The organism is Pseudomonas sp. GW821-FHT10C09, from assembly GCF_059415465.1.
Genome location: NZ_JBWKNG010000018.1, coordinates 106,512 through 132,248, shown reverse-complemented (window position 1 = coordinate 132,248; position 25,737 = coordinate 106,512). Strand labels below are relative to the sequence as shown.

Sequence of the window (25,737 nt, the reverse complement as noted above, 5' to 3'; positions counted from 1 at the left end):
CATCAGAAGGAACTGTTGGGGAAACATCTTCATTGATGTCCGATGAGGGCGAGAACATTTATCTGGAATACCTCGCACAAAAAGTCCCGGCGTTCATAAAGACCGTGCCGGTCCAAAGGCTTGAATCATTTATTAAACAAAAACCGGCCGTTCCCGAATGGTATGGCCGTGCGCGGGTGATTGATCGCCAGTATTTGAAGGCGCTTATCGATGAGCGCTGGCGATTGCAGGGGCCGTTGGAAAAGACCCTGAAAGATGTACAACAGGACATCAAGGCCTTTGCGCAACCGCTACTGGTTCAAGCCCTGAAAGGTCAGCTGAATCTCGAACTGGACGTCAATACAACGGTATTACGCATTTATGCGCCCGCCACCCTGATATTTGGCATCGATACCCAGGCCAGTCGAGTCAGGCAATACACGTTGCTGGAAGCGGCTCTGCACAATTTTGAAGAGCCGGAAACACAGGCCGGCGCCTTTCGCGATGGCTCCGGCGTTTTCACCCAGGATGCCGAGGGGGCGTTGCAACGCCAGACCCTGACGGTCGAGCGGTTTACCTCCCTGTGCCGGACGCTGGATATCGGCGCCCAGTATCAGAAACACATCACTGCATTGCTCAAGCCAGACAGCGTTGATGCCAGAACAACGCTTGAGCGGCATGCCGTCGCCTGCGAAATAGCGGCGTTCAACGAGTCAGCGCTCATTGCGTATCTGAAAAACGACCTCTCTTATTATTCATACAGCAAGTTGCAGGACGTACGGGATCGTAAAAGCAACATCATGCTGGGTAGTCGGCCCCTGCAATGTCATCGCTTGTCTCTCATGGGGTTCAAACTGACCGGCGTTGTAGTGTTCAGCGCAGTGGCAGACTCCTCGCTGGTAAAAAAAACCTATGACAGTCTGATTCCGGCGCACCAGCAATTGCTGATGGAATGGTCTCAGCGCCTGTCGATATTGCCGGGCCAGGAGTTTGAACAGTTCAAGCTCCTCAAGGCGTTTTTCGCCAACGGTCCCGGTGGTGTGCTTGATGAGATGCTCCGTCAGGATGATATTCATCAACAAAGTCGTCTGGACGGCCCCTTGATCGCCTATGTACCGGACGACCCTGAACACCCGCTCAAGGAATATGCATCGTTAGCTGATTTCATGAAGGCGCTGATCAGCCAGTTGCGTGCACCGGACTATCAACAGTTTTTCAGTCGGTTCGTGGCGCAAAAAGACAAAGGTCGTTTTTTCTCGCGAATCAACGAGCGCCTCAGCACCTTTACCTGGCATCAACGCGAGCCCTTGGATATGGGCCCCTGGTGGAGGGAAACCGCCACGGAAAACCCCGATGCAGAGCCGATCACCAACCCCGTTACCGGCGATATCTGGCGTGATGTCTCAGGCTGGCGCAGAGAGAAGGCCATCGCCGACGCGCGGCACATTGCCGTCCCGACGGGTGATGAAGATGCCGCCACTCGCTGGGCGCGGTTGACCAGTTACTTGAGTCTGGGCTGGAACGTGTTCAATTTCGGCGCCCTGTTGGTGCCCGGGCTGGGGGAAGCCATGTTGGGCATCATGGCCGGGCAAATGCTCCTCGAAACCATGGAGGGTATTGAAGACTGGAGCAAAGGGGACAGGGACGAAGCTGCGGGTCTGCTGGTCGGGGTCATGATCAATGCGGCCCAACTGGCACTGATGATGGCCGGGCACGTATTGCCCGGACGCCTCCCGGCGCCGGTCAAGGCGTCGTCGTTTGTCGACCAACTGAAAAAGGTCGAACTCGCCGATGGCTCTACCCGTCTCTGGAACCCGGACCTGAAACCCTATGAACACGCGGTTTCCCTGCCCAAGGATGCGGTGGCGAATGAACGAGGTCTTCATCGACACAATGGAAGGGACTTTCTTCCACGTGAGGGTAAGTACTTTGAGGTCACCGATGATCCGCAGACCGGCCAGCCGCGGTTGCAGCACCCGAATAGATCGACGGCCTATCAACCGAAGATGAAGCACAACGGGGCCGGTGCCTGGCAAACCGAACTTGACCGTCCCATCGAGTGGGACAAGACTGCCCTCATGCGGCGTCTGGGGCCGATGGTCGATGGCTTTGACGATGCGACACTGGAACAGATCCGCATTGCCAGTGGTGTCGAAGAAAACGCACTGCGCAGGTTGCAGGTGGAGAACGACGCACCACCGGCGCTGCTCGTCGACACGATAAGACGCTTCCAGGCATGGGCTGAAACCGAGAAACAGCAAGGCCCGTTGACCTACCTGCAACGAAAGACCGGTTTCGATGCGCTCTACAACGCCCATCAACTTTCAGACGATGCCGGTGTGCGGGTGATACAGGACGCCTTTTCGCATTGTCCGGCCAACCTTGCCGAAGAGTTACTGGCCGCCGCCGCGCCTGAAGACCTGCGTGTAGTTGCGCAGAACAAACGTCTTCCCTTGAAGCTCAAGGCGCAGCTACGTTCAGCCTTACTGGAGGTGCGTACGACGCGTGCCTATGAAGGGCTTTTCCTTGAGTTTCTGCACACCGCGGATACCGACAGGCTGGCGTTGCACACCCTGGAAACATTGCCGAGTTGGCCTGGCGATGTGCGCATCGAAATCCGTGAGCATTCACTCACAGGTCCCCTGCGAGACAGCATTGGCTCGCAAGACGCAAGCGTGCGCAAGGTGCTGGTGAGTAGCGACGGTGACTATCAAGCGCGTGACGCTGCCGATCAACATTTGCATGGTGCTGACAATCTGTTTGCTTCGGTGCTGCATGCGTTGCCCGACACGCAACGTATTGCGCTCGGTTATGAGATCAATCAAGCGGACGCACTCAGGCAGGCGGTTCAAAGGGCACCACTGGCACGGGACAAGTTGCTGCCGATGCTGGCCGACAACCCGATTCGCAAGCCGATTTATGATCCGCAAACGATGAAACTGCGCGGCGGCATGCCCGGTGACGCTCAAGGCATTCAACGACTCACCGCACGGCTGACCCCGCAAGAGCGGGTCCGCAGTGTGCGTCCCGGCTGGACAGAAACCGAGGCGCAGGCCTATCTGGCGGGTGGTGGCCGTGAAGGCAGTCCGGAACAACGAGCGAGCGAGCTTGAGGCGCAGTTCAATCGACTCACCGCTAACTTCCAGCGCTGGCTGAGCTCTCCAACCGAAGCGTCCAGATACAGCGCTGCCGGAAGGGCTGAATGGCAGTCAAGAAACGCGCTGTTTAAAGCGATCAGGCAATGCTGGCAGCACACCGGGCCAAAGGATGTGGATGTCTTCGGCAATGCGCATGGGATAACGCTGGACCTGAGCGGTATGCCACTGGGCAGGCATTTGGCGACGATGCCGCCTCTGGAGGGTGATTTCGGGCATGTCACCCACCTGAATCTGCTGAACACCGGGTTGGCCGATGCCCAGGTGTCGCTGCTCGATCACTTCCCCAGGCTTCGCCACCTGAACCTCAACGAAAACCCGCTTACACGGTTTCCTCGTGTGGTGGGCCGGATGCATGGGCTGACGGAGTTGAATCTGCGTGGCAATCGAATCGCGCTGGACGAACACGCGGTGGTTGATCTGGGCGGGCTCGTTCAGCTGGAAAGCCTGGACCTGATGGGCAACCCGTTGGGACGCGTCCCCGATATTGGCCGCATGCCCATGCTGCATACGCTGCTGTTGACTGATACGGGCATTTCCACCTGGCCCGACGGACTGTTTTCGCTGCCCAGGTTCCGGCATTTTTATCTGGATATTCAATACAACCGGATTCTCGAGGTCCCTTCGGTTGCGCGGGGCAGCGCCGATGCGGAACTGTTGGCGCGCACGGTGTTGAGTCGCAATGCGCGGTGGTTACCGGAAGCCAATTTGCAGACGCTGCGCGAATACATTCAGTCCGTCGGCATGGACCCTGATCGACCTTATCCGCCCCGTGGCATACGCGATAGCCTCGATTGGGAGCAAGGGCTGACACGACCTGAGTGGGTCGCCCGACAGGAAGTCTGGAATGAGGTCGAGGATGAGCACGGTTCAGTGCCATTTTTCAACGAGATCCGCAAGCTGACCGAGTCGTATCACTTCAAGCATGACATCGCCTTTCGGGTGGACATGACCGCCAAGGTCTGGCGCATGCTCGACGCCATGTCCAAAGACACCCCGCTGCGAGAAAAACTGTTCACGATGTCCTCGGCGCCTACGCAGTGCGTCGATGGCGGGGCTCAACTGTTCAATGCCATGGGTGTGGAAGTGCTGATACACGAAGCCTATGAACTGGCGAGTCCGAATCTGGTTGAAGCCGAGTTGGTGCAGCTGGCGCAGGGCAAGTCCCGTCTGGATGAGCTGAGCAAAATCGCCCACAAGGTTATCGGTGAGCGAGCGAGCCAGGGCGAGCAGTTCAGGCGCGTCAATGCGGCGGGTCAGGTCACGGGCACCATTGATGAAGTCGAGGTGCATCTGGCGTACATGACGGACCTGGCCGACCGCCTGGAACTGCCTTGGCAGTCTCGAAAAATGCAGTTCAGGACAATCGCCGCTGTCACGCCACAGATGATCGAAGCGGCTTGCCAGCGTGTGCTGGATCTGGAGGCCGGCGAGTTGCTGCGTGATTCGATCAGCGAGCAGCCATTCTGGGTGTCTTACATCCAGGGCTCCAATCGTCGGGCATTCAAAGCCATCAGGCGCCGTATCGACGCGACCACCGATTTTTACATGGCGCTGGAAAAACGGGCGACCCAGTCCCTTTCCTTGCCGGAAAAAGCGCAATTGAAAGAAGAGATCCGGGTACTCGCCGCCGAGCTTGGCCTGCCGGAAAGCGAGTTCGCCCCAGGACGTGTCATGAGCGCCGAAGAGTATGAAAGCGAAATGAGCCGGCTCAATGCCCAGACGCAGACATTGCTCAAGACGCTGACCCGACAAGCAATGGACCGGGCAAAGCTGCAACGGGTCGAAACCCCTCTCACCCTGAAAAACTGAATTGACGTGGATGTCGATTGCGGCACGAGAACCGATGGTTCTCGTGCCGGCCTATTACCTCGTACATAAGGATATGTACCTTGCGAAACAAACACGAAAGCAACGACAACAATGCAGCGCAAATACCCGCTGCCGAGCTACAAAGTGCTCACGCCGAATTCATCGCCAATGCCATCCCGGACTGGCTGGTAAATGCCTCCCCCGAACGGCGAGAGGCGCTGAAAAACGCTCCGCTGATTCTTCCCGATTGGTATCTGGCGGCCTCGCAGGCGCAGCGTCAGGCCTTGAGCGCGAGTTTTGTGGCGAGTGTGACGTCGCAGAACCTGCTGGATAAAACCCTGTCGCGCCTGCAGGACATTGATGCTTTTGCGCAGCCGTTACTGGTCAAGGCGCTCAAGGATCAGTTCGCCGTTGAACTGGACGTCACTAAAACCTTCCTGCAGCTGAAAAAGCCTCTGGAGATGGGTGTTTTCGACATAGAGGTCGGCACCTTCGAAGTGTTGAAATTGCCGCTGCTGCAAGCCGCGTTGCACAACTTCGAAGAGCAGGAGTGTGCTCCCGCGCACTTTCATTCTTCCTCAGGCTTTGTTGTCGAATCGAACCCGGGCCAGTTCAGCAAGGTGACTACTGCCTTGACGGTGATGCAATACCTGAAGCTGTGTCGGGAGCTGGACATCGGTGCGAAGTATCAGGCGTACCTGAAGGACTTTGTGCAACCGTCGGATCCCGTGGCCGAAGCCGTGCTGCGCAAGCGGTTTGTGAACAGTCAAAAGGATGCGATGCGCGCGGCTGCCGAGCTCGCCTTGCTGAAGAAGGACATTGAGCCGAAGGATTATTCGATGATCCTTTCGGTCATCGACGGAGAGCTCAACCCGACGATCGACAACACACCGGTGTGGATCTGCAACCTGGTGTTGATGAAGAAGCGAATGACCGGCTGTGTGCTTTTTCATATTTGCGAAAAGTATCGCTACTCCGATGACGTCCTTCTCTACATTCCCCACGACCCGCAGCACCCGTTAAAACGCTACAAGGGCCTGGAAATGGAGGCGACCTTGAAGCGTCTGTTCATGGCCAAAGACGCCTCGCCACCGGCCAACGGTGGCCCCAAGGCGTATCAACGCTTTTTCAGCCAGTTCGTTGCCTATGCGGATCGTCCGTATTACTTCAGCCAGTTCACCCGCAAAGCCGCGGATGCCCCGCCAGACCCGCTAGCGCCATTGCGATCTCCCTTGTGGAAAGCTATTGAAGTGCTCCCCCCGTTGTTTTCTGCCTTCTACCAGCTTAAAGAACTGCCTCCCGAATCACCGTCCCGACAGGAACCGGTCGACGAACTTTATCTCCCGATCACGGGTTACCGGCAGCATGGTCTCTGGGGGCCGAACGTCGACCCCTGGGCGGATCTCTTTGAGCAAAGTCGTCACAAAATCCTGGCGGATGCCCGCAGTCACGCGGTTCCAACGGCCGATGTCGATGCCCGGGTCCGAGCGGAAAAAATCGCCCATTTGCTTGAAGTCGGCATGCTGGTGTTGAACGGCGCCTCGATGTTTGTACCGGTGCTGGGTGAGGTGATGATCGGGGTGATGGCAGGCCAGATCCTGTACGAGACATTCGAAGGTGTCATTGAGTGGAGCGAAGGTGATCGCAAGGCCGCCTGGGCTCACCTTACCGACGTGGCGGAAAACCTCGCGCTGATTGCCGTGCTGCACGGGGCGGGGAAAGGCCTGGGCAAACTGGCAGCGGTGAAGCCCGAACCCTTGGTCGAGGCGTTGAAACCGGTGACGCTGCCCACGGGGCAACAACGGTTGTGGAAGCCGGACCTTGAACCGTACAAGTCTCCCATTACGATACCGGCGGATTCACAACCGGACGGACTGGGACTGCACGCGGTCAACGGTCATGCCATTTTGCCGCTCGACGAGGCGCGCTTTTTGGTCAGGCAAAATTCCGCCAGCGGTGAGTATTGCATCCTGCACCCGCGCCGGCCCGAGGCCTATTCGCCGCACCTGGAGCATAACGGTGCCGGCGCGTGGAGCCACGAAGGGGAAGACCCCCTGAGCTGGGAGGGGCCAGTCCTGATGCGGCGACTCGGTTATCGCGCGCAGGCCTTCACCGATGCGCAACTGGAGCAGGTGCGCATCGCCAGTGGCGTCGAGCACGATCAGTTGCGTCGCCTGCATGTCGAACAACAGCCGCCGGGTGCGCAGCTGTCCGACACCCTCACGCGTTTTCGAATCGACCGGGACATTGAAACCTTCAGGGCGAAGATAAGCAGCAATGACCCTGCGGTCTATGCCAAGGCTGATCTGCGCCTGCAATTGAGGCTCGTGCGCAGTCAGGAGCTGTTGCCCGTGCCGGGAACCCCGGAAATGACGCTAGAACAACGCGCCGCTGAACTGCGCAAGGAAATCGCTCGCGCCGTGCAGAACAGAAAACACTCATTGTTCGAGTCTTTGTATCGAGAGCAGGATGCCAACGCTCAAGATTCCGTTGCGCGAATCAAAGTCTTTTTCCCGCAGCTACCCAACGTCGTTGTCGAAGAGATACTGCAAGGCGCGACTCAGGCAGAACGGCTGGAAATGGACAAGCCCGGGCCCTTGCCTCAGCGCATTTACGAGCAGGCCGAACAGGCCCGGCAGGAGCTGCGTGTGGCGCGAGCCTATGAAGGCCTTTATCTAGAGACCGCCTCCGGTGTCGACAGCGAACGATTGGCCCTGCGCAGCCTTGAAGCGCTGCCTGGCTGGCCGAAGGACGCACATTTCGAGCTGCGCGAATATGGGCTGCAAGGGAAGTTACTGGATGCGATTGGCCCGCAGCAGAACCCGGTCCGTGCGGTACTGGTGGTGGATGCGAACACCCGGTTCGCCCAGTCGACGTCTTCAAGTCTCTATTCATCTGTGTTGCAGGCGCTGACGGCAGAGGAACGCCAGGCATTGGGCTTCACGCTGCAAGAGGCCGAACGATTGAAAATGACGGTGCAACAGACGCCGTTGCCGCGAGATCAATTGAGGGCGGTACTTCAGAAGCACCGAGTGCTCAAGCCAAGCGTCGAGCCAGGCATGAAATTGCTCGGCGGCGTTGGCCCGTTGCCCTCAGGGCTGGCAAGTTTTTTCCGCACGCCGCGTGCGCGGGTGCTCAAGCTATACCCGGATTTCAGCGAGGCCGAGGTCGAATCCTTCCTGCGTTCATTGGGTGAAGACGTTCGTGGCGGACTGACTCGACGTGAAGCCGAATGCACGACCCTCAAGAAAGAACTGGATACCTGGGTCCAGTCCCGCGTCACCGCAGAAAGCAGCCCTGCGGTAGCCGGGCGGATCCCGGGCGGGCGCGAGCGTCAGATCGCCAGCAATATCAACCGCTGCTGGCGCCGGCAGAGCGGCTCGACACTGAGTATCGACTCGACCGTTGAGTTGCCCTCGTTGAGCGCTCGATTCGAGCATGTGGAGACACTCGCACTGACCGGCACGGGCGTGCGCAACCTCGATGCGTTTCTCAAGGGGTTCACCGCGCTCAAGACGTTGAAGCTGGAGGGCATGTCCCGGCTCAGCGAATTGCCGGAGGCGGTCGGTGAAATGCAAGGTTTGACTCACTTGAGCCTCAGAGGCAGCCGGGTTCGATGGAATCAACACACGGCTGCGGTGCTCGGGAAATCAAGTGCGCTTGAGACGCTCGATTTGTTGAAAAACCCACTGGGAATCGCCCCTGATTTCAGCGCCCTGACGCGACTGAAGACCATCAACCTCAGCGGTACGGGCATCGACCAATGGCCCCTGGGCATGGGGAATCTCCCCGACCTGCAAGTGCTGGACTTGCGCGAGAACCACCTGACCGAAGTGCCTCAAGAGAGGCTCTCTACGGCGGATGATCATCTGGAAGCAAACGCCAGGGTGAATCGGGTCACGCTGCTTGAGGGCAACCCGTTTACGCGCCAGGGCTGGCAGCAACTCAAGGACTATCGGGACCGTGTGCAAACGCTAAAGCCTGAACTCCTGAAGGGAAGCCTGCCGGATGCCTTTAAAGTTCAGGACACAATGAGCGCCAGGGTTCGCCAGCTGTACCCCGGCTTCGACGAATTCGAGGTTGAGGACTTTCTGCAAACCCACGGGCTTGCGGCCCAGACCGAGCTGGCTCGCCTTGAACGTGAATACGAAACGTTGAATCAGCAGCTGTCGGCGTGGGCGTTTTCCGGGGGCGGTGCACGTTCGCGCTACGTTCGGGCGGGGCAGATGGCGGCAGGTTTGTCTGATCGGGCAGAGCGATACACCGCCGCAGACCGCATTCGAGCGTGCTGGCGGCGGCAATCCCCGCAAAGGAACGCTGCCGACGGTAGCCCGATCGGTTTTGAGCTCGACTTGAGTGGCCAGACGCTCGACAGCGTGCCGGACCTTGAGGCCGATTTCAGTCACGTGGGTTCGCTAAAACTCAGCGGTATGGGCCTGAGCGTTTCGCCAGAGGGTTTTCTTGCGCACTTCAAAGGCGTGCGCTGGCTGGACCTGTCGAACAACCAGCTGACGGCGATACCCCCGGCGCTGGACGACATGCACGGATTGACGCGTTTGTTTTTGCAGCGCAACCGCATTCGCCTGACGCCGGAAACGGCGGGGATTCTTTCCCGACGGACGACCCTCAGGGCGATGATCCTGGAGCAAAACCCATTGGGCATGGTGCCGGACTTCACTCAAATAACGGATTTGCGCGTGCTCGGCCTGAATTCGATCGACCTTGAGGCGTGGCCGGTGGGTCTGGGGGCGCAGCCATTGCTGGATCTCGTTGATTTGAGCAACAACCGGATCACGACGATCCCGGAGGCGGTTATCGCACCTCCTGCGGAGCGGTTGGAACAGGTGGCGCGCGTCAACAACGTTACCTTCTTTGGTGGCAACCCACTGTCCGAGGTCGCCCAGCAACAGCTACGCGATTATTGGAGCCGGCTCGAGCGTGAGCGTCATGACTTGTGGGGCGCCAGGCGACCGGGAGTCTTCGAGTATCAAGCCCCAGTCGAGCGCGCGATAGCGGGAGGGCAGGAACGGGCCGCGCTTCAGCGTTGGCTCAAAGACCTGTCCGCTGACCAGGTCCCGGCCAGGCAGGCCCAATGGCAATCACTGTCCACGCAGGAGGGTTCCCAAGGATTTTTCCATGTGCTCAGCAAACTCGAGAATGCCGGCAGCGGCCATGCAGACCTTCAGCTACGCGTATGGGAAGTCGTCGACACCATCACCGAGGCCAACCCCGAGTCGATAGCGTTACGTCAGGAGATGTTCGAGTGGGCCGGCAGGCCTGCCTGTTGTGATCGTGCCGCGTTGTCATTCAGTAACCTGGAAATCATGGCGATGGTGTACAGAGCGCGGACGCTGGCCATGGACGGCGAGCAAAGTGCTGCGCTGTTGAAACTGTCCAGAGGCTTGTTCCGGTTGGACGAGCTCGAGAAAATCGCCTTGGCCGATATTGAGCAACGCACCACCGCGATCAACAACACGCCGGGCTTGTCGGCCGCCCTCAAGGCACAGCAGATCCGGAATCTGGAAGAGGTCGAGATCAAACTGGCCTATCGTTACGGGCTCAAGGACCGGCTCGGATTGCCGGGGCAACCGCAGCAAGTCCGCTTCGTCCACATGGGCAAAGTCACCCCCGCGATGCTGGATCAGGCCTGTGCCAAGGTGCTGGCGCTGGACAGTTCGCCTGAAGAATTTCAGTCGCTGGTGGCGAAAGATTTCTGGAATGACTTCGTGACCAACAAGTACCGCGCGCAGTTCGAAGCGCAGCGCGAACCTTATCAGGATCGCCTGGCCAGTCTGCGTGATCGCCAGCAGGCAGGCGAATTATCAGAGGAGCAATTCAAAGTGCAATCTGCTGACCTGGATGCTCAGTTGCAGATTGAGGAAGCTGTGCTGATCGAGAAGTTCTCTCGCGAGGAGTTGGTCAAGCACCCGATTTAAACAAACACTGCTAACCGATGAACAAAGGCCTGGATCTGCGCAAGCATCCAGGCCTTTTTTGTGTGCCGCTCAACCGATCAAAACAGGAAGTAGCGCTGCGCCATCGGCAGTACATCCGCCGGCTCACACCACAGCAACACACCGTCGGCCTTGACCTGATACGTCTGCGGATCGACATCAATATTCGGCAGGTAATCGTTGTGGATCAGATCGGTTTTCTGCACCTCGCGACAGCCTTTCACCACGGCGATTTTCTTTTTCAGGCCCAGTGCTTCGGGAAGACCTGCCTCCTGCGCCGCCTGGCTGATAAAGGTCAGGCTGGTGGCATGCAGCGAGCCACCATAACTGGCGAACATCGGCCGGTAGTGCACCGGCTGCGGTGTTGGAATGGAAGCATTGGCATCGCCCATCAGGCTGGCCGCGATGGCGCCGCCCTTGAGGATCAACGTCGGTTTGACCCCGAAAAACGCCGGACGCCACAGCACCAGGTCGGCCCATTTACCGACTTCGATCGAGCCCACTTCATGGCTGATGCCGTGGGTGATCGCCGGGTTGATGGTGTACTTGGCGATGTAGCGTTTGGCGCGGAAGTTGTCGTTGCCCTCGCCATCGCCCGGCAACGGGCCGCGCTGCTTTTTCATCTTGTCAGCGGTCTGCCAGGTGCGCGTGATGACTTCGCCGACGCGGCCCATGGCCTGGCTGTCGGAGCTGATCATCGAGAACGCGCCGAGGTCGTGCAGGATGTCTTCGGCAGCAATCGTCTCGCGGCGGATGCGGCTTTCGGCGAAGGCCACGTCTTCGGCAATGCTCGGGTCCAGGTGGTGGCAGACCATCAGCATGTCGAGGTGTTCGTCGATGGTATTGCGGGTGAACGGCCGGGTCGGGTTGGTCGAGCTCGGCAGCACGTTGGCAAAGCCGCAGGCCTTGATGATGTCCGGGGCATGACCGCCGCCCGCGCCTTCGGTGTGGTAGGTGTGGATGGTGCGGCCCTTGAACGCGGCGAGGGTGGTTTCGACGAAGCCGGATTCGTTGAGCGTGTCGGTGTGGATCGCCACCTGCACGTCGTATTGATCGGCGACGCTCAGGCAGTTGTCGATGCTCGCCGGCGTGGTGCCCCAGTCTTCGTGCAACTTGAGGCCGATGGCGCCGGCCTTGACCTGCTCGATCAACGGTTCCGGCAGGCTGGCGTTGCCCTTGCCGGTGAGGCCGATGTTCATCGGGAAGGCATCCGCCGCTTGAAGCATCCGCGCCAGGTGCCATGGTCCCGAGGTGCATGTGGTGGCGTTGGTGCCGGTTGCCGGGCCGGTACCGCCGCCGATCATGGTGGTGACACCGCTCATCAGCGCTTCTTCGATCTGCTGCGGGCAGATGAAATGAATATGCGTGTCGATGCCGCCGGCGGTGAGGATCATCCCTTCACCGGCGATGACTTCGGTGCCGGCGCCGATGGCGATGGTCACGTTCGGCTGCACGTCCGGGTTGCCGGCCTTGCCGATGCCTGCGACACGGCCGTCCTTGAGACCAACGTCGGCTTTGACGATGCCCCAGTGGTCGACGATCAGCGCGTTGGTGATGACGGTGTCGACGACTTCTGCGGCCAACAGTTGGCTTTGGCCCTGGCCATCGCGGATGACTTTGCCGCCACCGAATTTCACTTCTTCGCCGTAGGTGGTGAAGTCTCTTTCGACCTCGATCCACAGTTCGGTGTCAGCGAGGCGAACCTTGTCGCCGACGGTGGGGCCGAACATGTCGGCGTAGGCTTGACGGGAGATCTTCATTCGTTCGCCTTGAAATTCAATTGTTTTTGAGACTGTTCGCTACGCTCACAGATTCGCGAGCAGGCTCGCTCCCACAGGGGAATGCGATCAACTGTGGGAGCGAGCCTGCTCGCGAAGGGGCCGGTTCAGACACCGCAATACTTAAAGGTCACCCATGATCCGCCCGGCAAACCCGAACACCCGGCGATGCCCGGCCAGATCGACCAGCTCGACCTCACGACTCTGCCCCGGCTCGAAGCGCACGGCGGTGCCCGCCGGGATGTTCAGGCGCATGCCGCGGCTGGCGGCGCGGTCGAAGGTCAGGGCGTCGTTGGTTTCGAAAAAGTGGTAATGCGAGCCGACCTGGATCGGCCGGTCGCCGCTGTTGGCCACTTTCAGGCTGACGGTGCGGCGGCCAACGTTGAGTTCGATGTCACCGGGCTGGATCTGGTATTCACCGGGAATCATCAATGGGCTCCTTGCAGAATCTTGTAGTAGAGCGCAGTCGGTTTGTAGCGCCCGCTCGGGTCGCAGGCGTAGTCGGGGATCTCGCCCGCCCGGGTGTAACCCAGCGCCTTGTAGAAATCTTCGGCGGGGGAGCCGGCTTCGGTGTCGAGGTAGAGCATGCCGCGCTTGTGCTGGAGCGCGGCCTGTTCCAGAGCGCTCATCAACTGTTGGCCCAGACCGCGACGACGGGCGTGTTCACGCACCAGCAGTTTTTGCACTTCGGCGCGGTTCAGGCCATTGGCTTTCTGGCACAGGGTCAGTTGCACGCTAGCTTCCACTTGTTCGTCGCGAACCACCACCCACAGCAGCACGTTGCCCTTGTTCAGGTTCTCCTGAACCTCATCGAAATAGGCGCGGGCCTGGGTCGCGTCCAGTTCGGCCATGAACCCGACACTGGCGCCATAACCCACGGCGTCGAGCAGCAGATCAATCAAACCCTGGCGGTAGTGCGCAAAGCTTTCAACATTGACGCGTCGCAGTTGGGCGGCGTTCATCGGGCGTTACTCCTTGCTGGCGGCAGGCGGCTCCGCGCCAGGATTGAGGGTCAATTGCATGAAGGTCAGGTCCAGCCAGCGGCCGAACTTGGTGCCCACCTGCGGCATTTGCCCGGTGGTGATGAAACCGGCGCGTTCATGCAGACGAATGGAAGCGGCGTTGCCGCTTTCGATGGCGGCGACCATCACGTGCTTGTCGCAGCCCTTGGCGCGTTCGATCAGCACCGTCATCAGCTGCGGGCCGAGGCCGTTGCCGCGCTGGTCGCTGCGCACATAAACCGAGTGCTCGACGGTGTGGCGGAAACCGTCGAACGGCCGCCAGTCACCAAATGAAGCGTAGCCCAGCACGCTGTTGTCACCGTCGACAATCACCAGAATCGGATAACCCTGGGCTTGCCGGGCGCTGAACCAGGCCTGGCGATTGCCGAGGTCGACGGCTTGTTCATTCCAGATTGCCGTGGTGTTGAGCACGGCGTCGTTGTAGATGTCGCGGATCGCCGGCAGGTCGGCATGCACCGCGTCACGGATGTGGTACGTCATGGCGGCTCCTCAGGCGATGGGTTGGTGGACGGTGACCAGTTTGGTGCCGTCGGGGAACGTCGCCTCGACCTGGATCTCCGGGATCATTTCCGGGATGCCTTCCATGACTTGTTCGCGGGTCAGCAGCGTGGTGCCAAAATGCATCAAATCGGCCACGGTCTGGCCGTCACGCGCGCCTTCGAGCAGGGCGGCGGAGATGTAGGCCATGGCTTCCGGGTAATTGAGTTTCACGCCGCGCGCCAAACGCCGCTCGGCGACGAGGCCGGCGGTGAAGATCAGCAGCTTGTCTTTTTCGCGTGGTGTCAGGTCCATCGTTGGAATCCATCTGGGCAGATAAAAAGTATTCAGATCTGTAAACACGTTACCTGTGGGAGCGAGCCTGCTCGCGAATGCGGTGTGTCAGTTAACAAGTTTTTTACTGATACACCGCATTCGCGAGCAGGCTCGCTCCCACATTTGAATCGTGTTTCAGGTGCTCCATATTCTGGGTGGGACCGCTTCCCGGCCAAGCAAGGCAGGCCTGAGCAATCGCCATAGTTCGATCAACCAGCCGCGCGCCAACAGCGCTTCGCTGGCCAGGCACCGGGCCACCAACAGCCCCGGCAACTGGGACAAATCCCCGCGCACGGCATTGGGCAACGACCGACAGGTTTCCAGCAGTTCACTGTCGATCTCCCCGGTGACCAGCAACGTCGCAAACACCGGTTGACCATCAAGACCAATCGGCGAATCCAGCAACCCGTCATTCCCGACAATGCGCTGGCGTTCGTGCCAGAGCAACTGGCCGTCGCGGCGGATGTCCAGCCGCGCCTGAAAATGCCCGAGGTCAAAACGCTCGCCACTGGCCGGGCGACCCAGCGCCACAACATCCCAGTAGAACAACCGCGCATCACCTTCCAGCTCAATCGAGGTGCTCAATTCGGCTTGGGCATCGCTGAAGATAATCGTCTCTTGCGGCAACCATTCCAGCGTCCCGCCAGCGCTTACCTTCAAGTCGAGCTTCTGATAGGCGGGTCCCGCCGCGCGATACCACTTGGCCGCACCGGGGCTGGTGATTTGTGCCCAGGCGTCGGTACCGACACTGGCCGAAATGTCCAGCCGATCACCGCCGGCGATTCCACCCGGCGGGTGAACGATGATGTGCTGGCACACCTCGGGACCTTCGGCATACAGATGCTTTTGCACTCGCAGCGGGCCTTTGTGGCGGCGCTGAACCGGGCGCGTGTTGTCGCCGAATCGGGCGTAACCCAGCTCCAGTTCGGCGTGCCAGCTCGGGGTAAACAGGGCAGTTGAGGCAGGTAAGTTCATATTTTTTAATTATCGTTAGGACGCTACAGATTAGATCGTTACCAGACCGCGTACACCTTCGGCTTCCATATTTTCACCGCGACCTTGCTGCACGATTTCACCCCTGGACATCACCAGGTATTGATCGGCCAGTTCGGCAGCGAAATCATAGAACTGCTCCACCAGCAAAATCGCCATGTCGCCCCGGGCCGCGAGTTTCTTGATCACCGCGCCGATTTCCTTGATCACCGACGGCTGGATGCCTTCGGTGGGCTCGTCGAGAATAAGCAACCGTGGGCGGCTGGCCAGGGCCCTGCCGATAGCCAGCTGCTGCTGTTGGCCGCCGGACAAGTCTCCGCCGCGCCGCTGTTTCATTTGCAACAGCACCGGGAACAGCTCGTAGATGAACGCCGGGACTTCCTTGGCTTCGCTGCCGGGAAAACGCGAAAGGCCCATCAGCAGGTTTTCTTCCACGGTCAGGCGGCCGAATATTTCACGGCCCTGTGGCACGTAAGCGATCCCCGCATGCACGCGTTGGTGCGGCTTGAAGGTGGTGATCGGTTTGCCTTCCCAATTCACTGCGCCTTCTTTTGACGGCAGCAAACCCATCAGGCACTTGAGCAGCGTGGTCTTGCCCACGCCGTTGCGCCCTAGCAGGCAAGTCACTTCACCGACCTTCACCTCAAACGTCAGGCCGCGCAGGATGTGGCTACCGCCGTAGTACTGGTGCAGCTTGTCGACTTGCAGCATCTTCGAATTCCCCTCAAATCCCCTGTGGGAGCGAGCCTGCTCGCGAAAGCGGTGTGTCAGGCAACATTGATGTTGTTTGGTAAACCGCATTAGCGAGCAGGCTCGCTCCCACAGTTGATCAGTGTTTGCAGCTCTAGCGACCGAGGTAGACTTCAATCACCCGCTCATTCTCTTGCACCTGCTCCAGCGACCCTTCGGCCAGCACGCTGCCCTGGTGCAACACGGTGACGTGGTCGGCAATCGAACCGACAAACCCCATGTCGTGCTCCACCACCATCAACGAATGCTTGCCGGCCAGGCTCTTGAACAGTTCAGCGGTAAATTCGGTTTCTGCGTCAGTCATGCCTGCCACCGGTTCATCGAGCAGCAGCAGTTGCGGGTCTTGCATCAGCAGCATGCCTATTTCCAGAAACTGCTTCTGACCGTGGGACAACAACCCCGCCGGCCGATTGACCGACGTGGTCAGGCGAATGGTTTCCAGCACGTCAGTGATGCGATCCTTCTGCTCACCAGTAAGGCGCGCACGCAGGCTGGCCCATACCGACTTGTCAGTTTTCTGCGCCAGCTCCAGGTTTTCGAACACGCTCAAGGCTTCAAACACCGTCGGCTTCTGGAACTTGCGACCGATGCCGGCCTGGGCGATCTGCACTTCGCTCATCTGCGTCAGGTCCAGGGTTTCACCGAACCAGGCCTTGCCGTGACTCGGCCGGGTCTTGCCGGTGATCACGTCCATCAGCGTGGTCTTGCCCGCGCCATTGGGACCGATGATGCAGCGCAGTTCGCCGACGCCGATGTACAGGTTCAGATCGTTAAGCGCCTTGAAGCCGTCGAAGCTGACGCTGATGTCTTCCAGGGTCAGGATCGTGCCGTGGCGGGTATCGAGGCCGGGGCCGACGCGTTGGCCGTGACTGATGGCATCGCGGCTGGTGCCGGCGTCCTTGTTTGGCTCTACGGGAAAAAAGGCTGGCTCGAGCATGAATTCCGCCGTGGGTGTGATTCTCATTGTTCGCCCCTTTTCTTCAGCAGACCGATCACGCCTTTAGGCAGGTACAAGGTCACGACGATGAACAGGGCACCGAGGAAGAACAGCCAGTATTCCGGAAACGCCACGGTGAACCAGCTCTTCATGCCGTTGACCACACCGGCGCCGAGCAGCGGGCCGATCAAGGTGCCGCGACCACCGAGGGCCACCCAGACTGCCGCTTCAATCGAGTTGGTCGGCGACATTTCGCTCGGGTTGATGATCCCGACTTGCGGCACGTACAACGCCCCGGCCAAGCCGCACAACACTGCGCTCAACACCCAGACAAACAGCTTGAAACCGCGTGGGTCGTAGCCGCAGAACATCAGGCGGTTTTCTGCATCGCGCAGCGCGGTCAGTACCCGACCGAACTTGCTCTGCGCCAGGCGCCAGCCGATGAACAGGCTCGCCACCAGCAACACCACCGTGGCGAAAAACAGCACGGCGCGGGTGCCTGGTTCAGTGATGCCGAAACCGAGAATGGTGCGGAAGTTGGTGAAGCCGTTGTTGCCGCCAAACCCGGTCTCGTTGCGGAAGAACAACAGCATTCCGGCGAAGGTCAGGGCCTGGGTCATGATCGAGAAATACACGCCCTTGATCCGCGAGCGGAAGGCGAAGAAGCCGAACACCAACGCCAACAATCCCGGCGCCAACACCACCAGACACATGGCCCAGAGAAAGTTGCTGGTGCCGGTCCAGTACCACGGCAATTCAGTCCACGACAGGAATGTCATGAACGCCGGCAAGCCATCGCCCGAGGCCTGGCGCATCAGGTACATGCCCATCGCGTAACCGCCGAGGGCAAAGAACAAACCGTGGCCGAGAGACAGCAGGCCAGCGTATCCCCACACCAAGTCCAGCGCGAGGGCGACGATGGCGTAGCAAAGAATCTTGCCCACCAGTGTCAGGGTGTAGGCCGAGACGTGAAACACACTGATCGGCGATAACAGCGACAGCAGCGGCAACGCCAGCAGCAGCGCAAGGATCACCGCGCCGACCGCGATCGTGACTTTGGGGCCGGCTTTTTGTGTAGCGGTAACGAGCAGGGGCTGGTTCATCAGTCGATCACCCGTCCTTTCAGTGCGAAGAGGCCTTGCGGACGCTTCTGGATGAACAGAATGATCAGCGCGAGGATCAGGATCTTGCCGAGCACGGCGCCGATCTGCGGTTCGAGAATCTTGTTGGCGATGCCGAGGCCGAACGCGGCCAGGACGCTACCGGCCAACTGGCCGACACCGCCGAGCACCACCACCAGGAACGAGTCGATGATGTAGCTTTGGCCGAGGTCCGGGCCGACGTTGCCGATCTGGCTCAGCGCCACGCCGCCGAGGCCGGCGATGCCCGAGCCGAGGCCGAAGGCGAGCATGTCCACGCGCCCGGTCGGCACGCCGCAGCACGCGGCCATGTTGCGATTCTGGGTGACGGCGCGCACGTTCAAACCCAGGCGCGTCTTGTTCAACAGCAGCCAGGTCAGCACCACCACAAACAGCGCGAAGGCGATGATGACGATGCGGTTGTACGGCAGCACCAGATTCGGCAGCACCTGAATCCCGCCCGACAACCACGCCGGGTTGGCCACTTCAACGTTCTGCGCGCCGAACACCAGGCGCACCAGTTGAATCAACATCAGGCTGATGCCCCAGGTGGCGAGCAAGGTTTCCAGAGGGCGGCCGTAGAGGTGGCGAATCACCGTGCGTTCCAGCGCCATGCCGATGGCGGCGGTGACGAAAAATGCCACCGGCAACGCGATCAGCGGGTAGAACTCGATGGCTTGCGGGGCGTAGCGCTGGAACATCATCTGCACCACATACGTCGAGTACGCGCCGAGCATCAGCATCTCGCCGTGGGCCATGTTGATCACGCCGAGCAGGCCGAACGTGATCGCCAGACCGAGGGCGGCGAGCAGCAGGATCGAACCGAGGGACATGCCGCTAAAGGCCTGGCCGAGCAACTCGCCGATCAGCAGTTTTCGTTTGACTTGGGCGAGACTGGTTTCGGCAGCAGTGCGCACGGCGACGTCGGCTTCGACGCCCGGCTCCAGCAAGGTTTCGAGGCGGGTGCGGGCCAGTGGGTCCCCGGTTTCACCGAGCAAACGCACCGCGGCGAGGCGCACGGCGGGGTCGGTGTCGACCAGTTGCAGATTGGCCAGCGCAAGGCTGAGGGCGGCGTGGACGCTTTCGTCTTTTTCGCCGGCCAATTGCTGGTCGAGGAATTTCAGCTGCGCGGGTTTGGCGCTTTTTTGCAGTTGCTGCGCGGCGGCCAGGCGGGTTTTTGGGTCGGCGGCGAGCAGTTGATGGCTGGCCAGTGCGGTGTCGATCAGACCCCGCAGGCGATTGTTCAGGCGCAGGGTTTTGGCTTGGCCGTCGACGGTCAACTCTCCTTGTTGCAGGGCGTTGATCAGCTCGACACGCGCCGGCTCGGGCTGCGCGGCCCAGGCTTCCAGCAGTTTGGCTTGCTGCACGGGGTTGGCGGCGACGAAGTCTTCGGCGTCGCTGGCATGAGCGGCCATCGGCAATAACAGTGCGATGGCGAGAATCAGACGATAAAGGGCGGAGGGCATAGGTAGTCGCCTTGACACGGACATTGTGGGAGCGAGCCTGCTCGCGAAAGCGGACCTACATTCAGAAAAAGGTTGCCTGACACACCGCTTTCGCGAGCAGGCTCGCTCCCACAGGGAACTGCATCCGGCCTGGGCTCCATGCCCAGGTCGGACATCCAGTGGCTTAGTTGCTCTTCATCGCATAATCCGGCTTCTTGTCGTTGCCATCGATAAACGGGCTCCACGGCTGGGCGCGGATCGGCCCTTCGGTCTGCCACACCACGTTGAACTGACCGTCAGCCTGGATCTCGCCGATCATCACTGGCTTGTGCAAGTGGTGGTTGGTCTTGTCCATGGTCAGGGTGTAGCCCGACGGCGCGGCAAAGGTCTGGCCGGCGAGGGCTTCGCGGACTTTGTCGACGTCGGTGGACTTGGCCTTTTCAGCCGCTTGCGCCCACATATGAATGCCGACGTAGGTGGCTTCCATCGGGTCGTTGGTCACCGCTTTGTCGGCGCCCGGCAGGTTGTGTTTCTTGGCGTAGGCTTTCCAGTCGGCGACGAATTTCTTGTTCTGCGGGTTCTCGACCGACTCGAAGTAGTTCCACGCCGCGAGGTTGCCCACCAACGGTTTGGTGTCGATGCCGCGCAGTTCTTCTTCACCGACGGAGAACGCCACCACCGGAACGTCGGTGGCTTTCAAGCCCTGGTTGGCCAGCTCTTTATAGAACGGCACGTTCGAGTCGCCGTTGACCGTGGAGATAACCGCCGTCTTGCCGCCGGCCGAGAATTTTTTGATATTGGCGACGATGGTCTGGTAATCGGCATGGCCGAACGGGGTGTAGACCTCTTCGATGTCCTTGTCCGCCACGCCTTTGGAATGCAGGAACGAGCGCAGGATTTTGTTGGTGGTGCGCGGGTAGACGTAGTCGGTGCCGAGCAGGAAGTAACGCTTGGCGCTGCCGCCTTCTTCGCTCATCAGGTATTCAACCGCAGGGATCGCCTGCTGGTTCGGTGCGGCGCCAGTGTAGAACACGTTCGGCGACATCTCTTCGCCTTCGTATTGCACCGGGTAGAACAGCAAGCCGTTGAGTTCTTCGAACACCGGCAACACCGATTTACGCGACACGGAAGTCCAGCAGCCAAACACCACGGCCACTTTGTCTTGAGTCAGCAACTGCCGGCCTTTCTCAGCGAACAGCGGCCAGTTCGACGCCGGGTCCACCACCACCGGCTCCAGCATCTTGCCGTTCACGCCGCCCTTGGCGTTGATCTCGTCGATGGTCATCAACGCCATGTCTTTGAGCGATGTTTCGGAGATCGCCATGGTGCCGGACAACGAATGCAGAATCCCGACCTTGATGGTCTCGGCGGCCTGGACGGTCCAGGTCATGCCCATCGCGGCAATGCTTGCCGAGAGTGTGAAAGCCTTGATCAAGCTACGACGCTTCATTGTGCGATCTCCATGAACTTATGAATTTTTTTGGTTGGCAGATGCGGACTACTGAAGGGTGTTTTGCAAAGGCTGTGCCCGGTCGGCGAAAGGCAGGGAAATGTCGGTTTAGAGCGGTTACGCGGGTTGGCGGCGCACCACGAAGGGACGAGGGCGGGGCGGTGGTGCGAGGGTGTGCGTCATTGTGGTGCTGCCGCGTGGCGGCAGCGGTGATGCAGAGGGAGTCAGTTGGGGCCGGGAAATGAGTCGACGTATTGGATCTTGAAATCAGGGAAGGAATCGACGATCTGGATTTTGTAATCAGGGAAGCTGTCGACGGTTTTCCACTTGCCTGGCGAGTCCGGGAAAGAGTCGACCTGCTGCACCTTCAGATCGGGAAAGGAATCCACCACCTGCACCTTGTAGTCCGGGAAGCTGTCGACAAATTGGATCTTGCCGTAAATCTTCGAAACATCGACGGTGGTATCGGCCAATGCGGCGCTGGAACTGATCACCAGCAACGACAGGAAAATACTTTTCAACATGAGGCTCATCCTGAGAGTCGTGAGACAGGCAGTGTAGGGAATGTTGAGCCCGGGTGGGAACGATGATGAGGACACATTCAACATCGCAGTGACTGACCCACCGCCATCGCGAGCAGGCTCGCTCCCACATTGAATTTGTGTCGGGCGCGGGATCTGCGGACGACGATAAACCCCTGTGGGAGCGAGCCTGCTCGCGAAGACGGCAGCCCATTCAACATCACAGTGACTGCCCCACTGCTATCGCGAGCAGGCTCGCTCCCACATTTTTTTGCGGCGTATTCAGGTGGGGACGACGTTATCTACTGCGCGGTTCACGGCCAGTTCCGCGAGCATGATGATCTGCTGGATCGCCATGGCTTTGTGGCGTTGCGGGCCAATCAGGTCGCCGGCGAAATCGCTGGCCATGACACTGGCGGAGGCCAGGGATTCACAGGCATGGACCAGCAGGCTTTCGGTGTCGTTGTTTGGAGCGATCATGTACATCGTGCTGGGGCGGCGGGGTTTTTCGGTGAAGAGCTCCGGGGGATCGAGGTAGTAGTCGAGGGCGCGTTTGATGGCTTCGCGGTCTCGGAGCAGGTCTTCGTTGTGAGATGTTTCGGGTTCGGGCGTGGTGGTGTCGATGGGTGGATCTGGAACAATCTTTTTGCTCATTTGGGGTCATCTCATTTGGGGCCACCACCTATCGTTCTCACACGATAAAGTGGTGGCAGCTATGTGCGGAGTGAGAAACCGGTAACCCCGAACCCGGCCGGACCGAAGTCCGCCCGCACACAGCCGCCATAGAGCATTGACGCAAGCGCATTAGCCGGCGGCAATTATGGTGGTACTGATGTTGGATTAACAGGGGCTGCCGGGTTCTCACGCCCGTTCACTGATGTGCAGTGACAGCCCCAGACTAGACAGCCAACGTCCGACGAACAACCTGAAAAAGTCGTGGGAAACGTCCGGTATTTTTGCGTCCGTATAAACACATCTAAACAACCCCAGAATCACCATCCCCTGTGGGAGCGAGCCTGCTCGCGAAAGCGGTGTGTCTGTCACATAGATGTTGGCTGTGCCGTCGTCTTCGCGAGCAGGCTCGCTCCCACAGGGTTCAGTGGTGTTCTTGTGAGCGTCAGCGGCGGCGCATGAGGCCGATGAAGAACAACCCGCCGATGGCCGCCGTGGCGACGCCAATGGGCAGGTCTTCCGGCGCGATGAGGGTGCGGGCGGCGACGTCGACCCAGACCAGGAACACGCTGCCCAGCAACACGCACACCGGCAGCAATCGCCGGTGTTCCGCCCCGACCAGGCGCCGCGCAATATGCGGCACCATCAACCCGACAAAGCCGATGGACCCGCTGATCGACACCAGCACCCCGGTCATCAGCGATGCAATCAAGAACACCCGCAAGCGCACGGTGCGTGCATTGAGCCCGAGGGTCACCGCCGTCTGTTCGCCGGCCATCAACGCGTTCAACGGCCGAGCCATACCCAGCAGCAACACCAACCCCAGCAACACGCTGGCCGCCGGCACCGCGAGCAATTCCCAACGCGCCAACCCAAGCCCGCCGAGCATCCAGAACATCACCGCCGAACTGGCGCGGTGATCGCCAAGAAACAGCAGCAGATTGGCCATCGCCATCATCACGAAAGACACCGCCACACCGCACAGCAGCAGTCGATCACTGTCCAGCCGCCCGTTGCGATTGGCGATCATCAGCACCAGCAACATGCTGACCAACGCGCCGATAAACGCAGCAATCGGCAAGGTCAGCAGCCCGACAAACTCACCGACATGCAGCACCACAATCACCGCGCCAAGGGTGGCGCCGGAGGTCACACCAAGCAGGTGCGGATCAGCCAACGGATTGCGCGTCACCGCTTGCAGCACCGCACCGATCAACGCCAGCCCGGCGCCGACCAACGCGCCAAGCAGCATGCGCGGCACACGGATCAACCACACGATGTGTTCCTGCCCGGCGCTCCAGTTCACCTCGCCAAGCCCAAACACTTTGTGCAGCAAAATTCGCCACACCACGTCCACCGGCACCCGCGCCGGGCCGAAGCCCAGCGACACCACGCACGACACCAGCAACAACGCGCCGAGGGTCAGCAGCAACAAGGCGTAACGACGGTTGATCATTCGCCGTGGAAACCTTTGGCCAGGGTTTCAACCGCCAGCACGTTGTCGATGCCCGGTGTGGCCTGCACGTAAGGAATGACGATAAAGCGCTGGTTTTTGATCGCGTCCACCGATTGCAGTGCCTTGTTGGTGAGCAGGAATTGTTCTTTCTGTTCGGCAGTGACTTCGCCGTAGTCGACGATCACGATCACCTGCGGATTGCGCTCGACCACGTTCTCCCAGTTGACCCGCGTCCAGCTCGCATCGACGTCATCGAGAATGTTGCGCCCGCCCGCGGCGTCGATCAGCGCTTGCGGCATGCCGAGGCGGCCGGAGGTCATGGCGCGGTCTTCGCCGCTGTCATAGAGAAACACCCGCGGTTTGTCGGCCGGCAGGTCTTTGCGCACCTCGGCGACATGCGCCTGCATGTCGGCGATCAAAGCGTTGGCGCGGTCCTGCACGTCGAAGATTTTGCCGAGGTTGCGCAGGTCGTTGTAGGTGTCTTCCAGAGTGGCGGCCGGGCGCTTCATCACGAACGCGCAGGACTCGGTCAGCTCATAGACATTGATGCCCAGCGGTTGCAGGGTTTGCGGCGTCAGGTCGCCGCCCACGCGCATGCCGTAATCCCAACCAGCGAAGAAGAAATCGACGTTGGCGTTGAGCAGGGTTTCCACCGACGGGTACTTGGCGGCGAGCTCCGGCAAGCCGTCGAGGATGCTCTGCATTTCAGGGGTGACCGACTTCCAGCCGCTCACGCCGCTGTAACCGGCCATGCTCGGCTTGAGGCCGAGGGCGAGCATCATCTGGGTCATGTTGATGTCGTGGCTGACCGCGTGTTTCGGTGCTTGCTTGAAGGTGACTTCGCGATTGCAGCTTTGAATCGTCAGCGGGTAGTGAGTGGCCTCGGCCAATGCCTGGGCACTGCCCAGCAGAAGGGCGGCGCACAGCAGGGAACGCAACGTCATGGTTGGGTAATCCAGGTGATTCGTGGGTAGCCGTGCAGGGGGTGTTCGTCGATCAAGGCGTCGACGCCGAAGACGTTGCGCAGCAGCGGGGCGGTCAGGACTTCGTTGGGGGTGCCGCTGGCGACGATGCGGCCGTGGTTGATCACGTACAACCGATCGCAGAAAGCGGCGGCCAGGTTGAGGTCGTGGATGCTGGCGAGGGTGCCGATCTGCAGGCGTTTGACCAGTTGCAGCAGTTCCAGCTGATAGCGCGGGTCGAGGTGATTGGTCGGCTCGTCGAGGATCAGCAATTGCGGTTGTTGCGCCAGGGCGCGGGCGAGGATCACCCGCTGTTTTTCACCGCCCGAGAGGGTGGCGAAGGCGTGGTCTTCAAAGCCGTTGAGACCGACGGATTCCAGCGCTTGGGTCGCGAGGTATCGGTCTTCGAGGGTGTCGCCATCGAACAGGCCTTTGTGCGGCGTGCGGCCCATGGCGACCACTTCTTCTACGGTCAGGCCGAAGGCGTCGGGGAACTCTTGCAAGACCACGGCAATGCGTTGCGCGCACCAACGGGAGGATTGCTTCCAGACGTTGTGGTGATCGAGTTGGACCTCGCCGCTCTCGGGTTTGCTGAAGCGCCAGGCACAACGCAGCAGGCTGGTCTTGCCGCTGCCATTGGGGCCGATCAACCCGACGAACTCGCCGGCGGCCACGTGCAGCGAGGCATCACGCAGTTGGAACTGGTGGTGGCAATGGCCGTGGCCCAAGGGTGTCCAGGCGAGGTGTTTGAGGTTCAGCGAGGTCATGCAATTACTCGGAGATTTTGGGGTGTTGCTGATGGCCCCTTCGCGAGCAGGCTCGCTCCCACATTTGGTCTGTACGCAACAGAACCACTGTGGGAGCGAGCCTGCTCGCGAAAGGGCCTTTGGATCAGAACG

At 60.0% G+C, this 25,737-nt stretch carries 18 protein-coding genes; 2 read left to right on the top strand and 16 right to left on the bottom strand.

Going from position 1 to position 25,737, the window contains the following annotated elements; genetic code table 11:
* Nucleotides 1-35: 35 nt before the first annotated feature.
* Nucleotides 36-4,946: an NEL-type E3 ubiquitin ligase domain-containing protein gene (locus tag AC07N8_RS19890; protein WP_493145704.1), complete on the top strand. Its 4,911-nt coding sequence runs from the start codon at nt 36-38 to the stop codon at nt 4,944-4,946.
* Between the two features lie 80 nt (nt 4,947-5,026).
* Nucleotides 5,027-10,882 (top strand): NEL-type E3 ubiquitin ligase domain-containing protein, encoded by a 5,856-nt coding sequence (locus AC07N8_RS19885; RefSeq protein WP_493145703.1) that lies wholly within the window; start codon nt 5,027-5,029, stop codon nt 10,880-10,882.
* A gap of 77 nt (nt 10,883-10,959) precedes the next feature.
* Here the strand turns inward: AC07N8_RS19885 and ureC are convergent, their stop codons facing one another.
* The 16 genes from ureC to AC07N8_RS19805 all read right to left on the bottom strand — a co-directional run bounded on the left by ureC (nt 10,960) and on the right by AC07N8_RS19805 (nt 25,605).
* Nucleotides 10,960-12,660: an urease subunit alpha gene (gene ureC / locus AC07N8_RS19880; RefSeq protein ID WP_483841134.1), complete on the bottom strand. Its 1,701-nt coding sequence runs from the start codon at nt 12,658-12,660 to the stop codon at nt 10,960-10,962.
* 141 nt (nt 12,661-12,801) lie between these two features.
* Nucleotides 12,802-13,107, bottom strand: a complete 306-nt coding sequence (locus AC07N8_RS19875; RefSeq protein WP_008146494.1) for an urease subunit beta — start codon at nt 13,105-13,107, stop codon at nt 12,802-12,804.
* A complete protein-coding gene (locus AC07N8_RS19870) occupies nt 13,107-13,640 on the bottom strand; it encodes a GNAT family N-acetyltransferase (protein ID WP_123435935.1) in 534 nt (177 codons plus the stop codon). Before AC07N8_RS19870 ends, AC07N8_RS19875 begins: the two co-directional genes overlap by 1 nt.
* A gap of 6 nt (nt 13,641-13,646) precedes the next feature.
* Nucleotides 13,647-14,180 carry a GNAT family N-acetyltransferase gene (locus tag AC07N8_RS19865; RefSeq protein ID WP_493145702.1) on the bottom strand — a complete coding sequence of 178 codons (534 nt, stop codon included), beginning with the start codon at nt 14,178-14,180 and terminating at the stop codon, nt 13,647-13,649.
* Nucleotides 14,181-14,189: 9 nt separating this feature from the next.
* Nucleotides 14,190-14,492 carry an urease subunit gamma gene (locus AC07N8_RS19860; RefSeq protein ID WP_007945249.1) on the bottom strand — a complete coding sequence of 101 codons (303 nt, stop codon included), beginning with the start codon at nt 14,490-14,492 and terminating at the stop codon, nt 14,190-14,192.
* 156 nt (nt 14,493-14,648) lie between these two features.
* Complete coding sequence (locus AC07N8_RS19855; RefSeq protein WP_493145701.1) at nt 14,649-15,488, bottom strand: urease accessory protein UreD; 840 nt, start codon at nt 15,486-15,488, stop codon at nt 14,649-14,651.
* A 30-nt stretch (nt 15,489-15,518) separates the two neighbouring features.
* Nucleotides 15,519-16,217: an urea ABC transporter ATP-binding subunit UrtE gene (gene urtE / locus AC07N8_RS19850; RefSeq protein WP_483841137.1), complete on the bottom strand. Its 699-nt coding sequence runs from the start codon at nt 16,215-16,217 to the stop codon at nt 15,519-15,521.
* A gap of 133 nt (nt 16,218-16,350) precedes the next feature.
* Nucleotides 16,351-17,220, bottom strand: coding sequence for an urea ABC transporter ATP-binding protein UrtD (urtD, locus tag AC07N8_RS19845; RefSeq protein WP_483841138.1), 870 nt, complete (start codon nt 17,218-17,220; stop codon nt 16,351-16,353).
* On the bottom strand, nt 17,217-18,296 hold the full coding sequence (urtC, locus tag AC07N8_RS19840) for an urea ABC transporter permease subunit UrtC (protein WP_483841139.1): 1,080 nt from the start codon (nt 18,294-18,296) through the stop codon (nt 17,217-17,219). Before urtC ends, urtD begins: the two co-directional genes overlap by 4 nt.
* Nucleotides 18,296-19,798: an urea ABC transporter permease subunit UrtB gene (gene urtB / locus AC07N8_RS19835; RefSeq protein WP_483841140.1), complete on the bottom strand. Its 1,503-nt coding sequence runs from the start codon at nt 19,796-19,798 to the stop codon at nt 18,296-18,298. Before urtB ends, urtC begins: the two co-directional genes overlap by 1 nt.
* Nucleotides 19,799-19,961: 163 nt before the next feature.
* Complete coding sequence (urtA, locus tag AC07N8_RS19830; RefSeq protein ID WP_046033026.1) at nt 19,962-21,227, bottom strand: urea ABC transporter substrate-binding protein; 1,266 nt, start codon at nt 21,225-21,227, stop codon at nt 19,962-19,964.
* Between the two features lie 224 nt (nt 21,228-21,451).
* Nucleotides 21,452-21,751 carry a 7(1) septoil knot domain-containing protein gene (locus tag AC07N8_RS19825; protein WP_493145700.1) on the bottom strand — a complete coding sequence of 100 codons (300 nt, stop codon included), beginning with the start codon at nt 21,749-21,751 and terminating at the stop codon, nt 21,452-21,454.
* A 279-nt stretch (nt 21,752-22,030) separates the two neighbouring features.
* Nucleotides 22,031-22,402 carry a DUF6124 family protein gene (locus AC07N8_RS19820; RefSeq protein WP_493145699.1) on the bottom strand — a complete coding sequence of 124 codons (372 nt, stop codon included), beginning with the start codon at nt 22,400-22,402 and terminating at the stop codon, nt 22,031-22,033.
* A 463-nt stretch (nt 22,403-22,865) separates the two neighbouring features.
* Entirely contained in the window at nt 22,866-23,876 is a 1,011-nt protein-coding gene (locus tag AC07N8_RS19815) for a FecCD family ABC transporter permease (protein ID WP_493145698.1), read from the bottom strand.
* Entirely contained in the window at nt 23,873-24,820 is a 948-nt protein-coding gene (locus AC07N8_RS19810; RefSeq protein WP_493145697.1) for an ABC transporter substrate-binding protein, read from the bottom strand. The genes AC07N8_RS19815 and AC07N8_RS19810 overlap by 4 nt, the downstream gene beginning before the upstream one ends.
* Nucleotides 24,817-25,605 carry an ABC transporter ATP-binding protein gene (locus AC07N8_RS19805; RefSeq protein ID WP_483841145.1) on the bottom strand — a complete coding sequence of 263 codons (789 nt, stop codon included), beginning with the start codon at nt 25,603-25,605 and terminating at the stop codon, nt 24,817-24,819. Before AC07N8_RS19805 ends, AC07N8_RS19810 begins: the two co-directional genes overlap by 4 nt.
* Nucleotides 25,606-25,737: the final 132 nt, after the last annotated feature.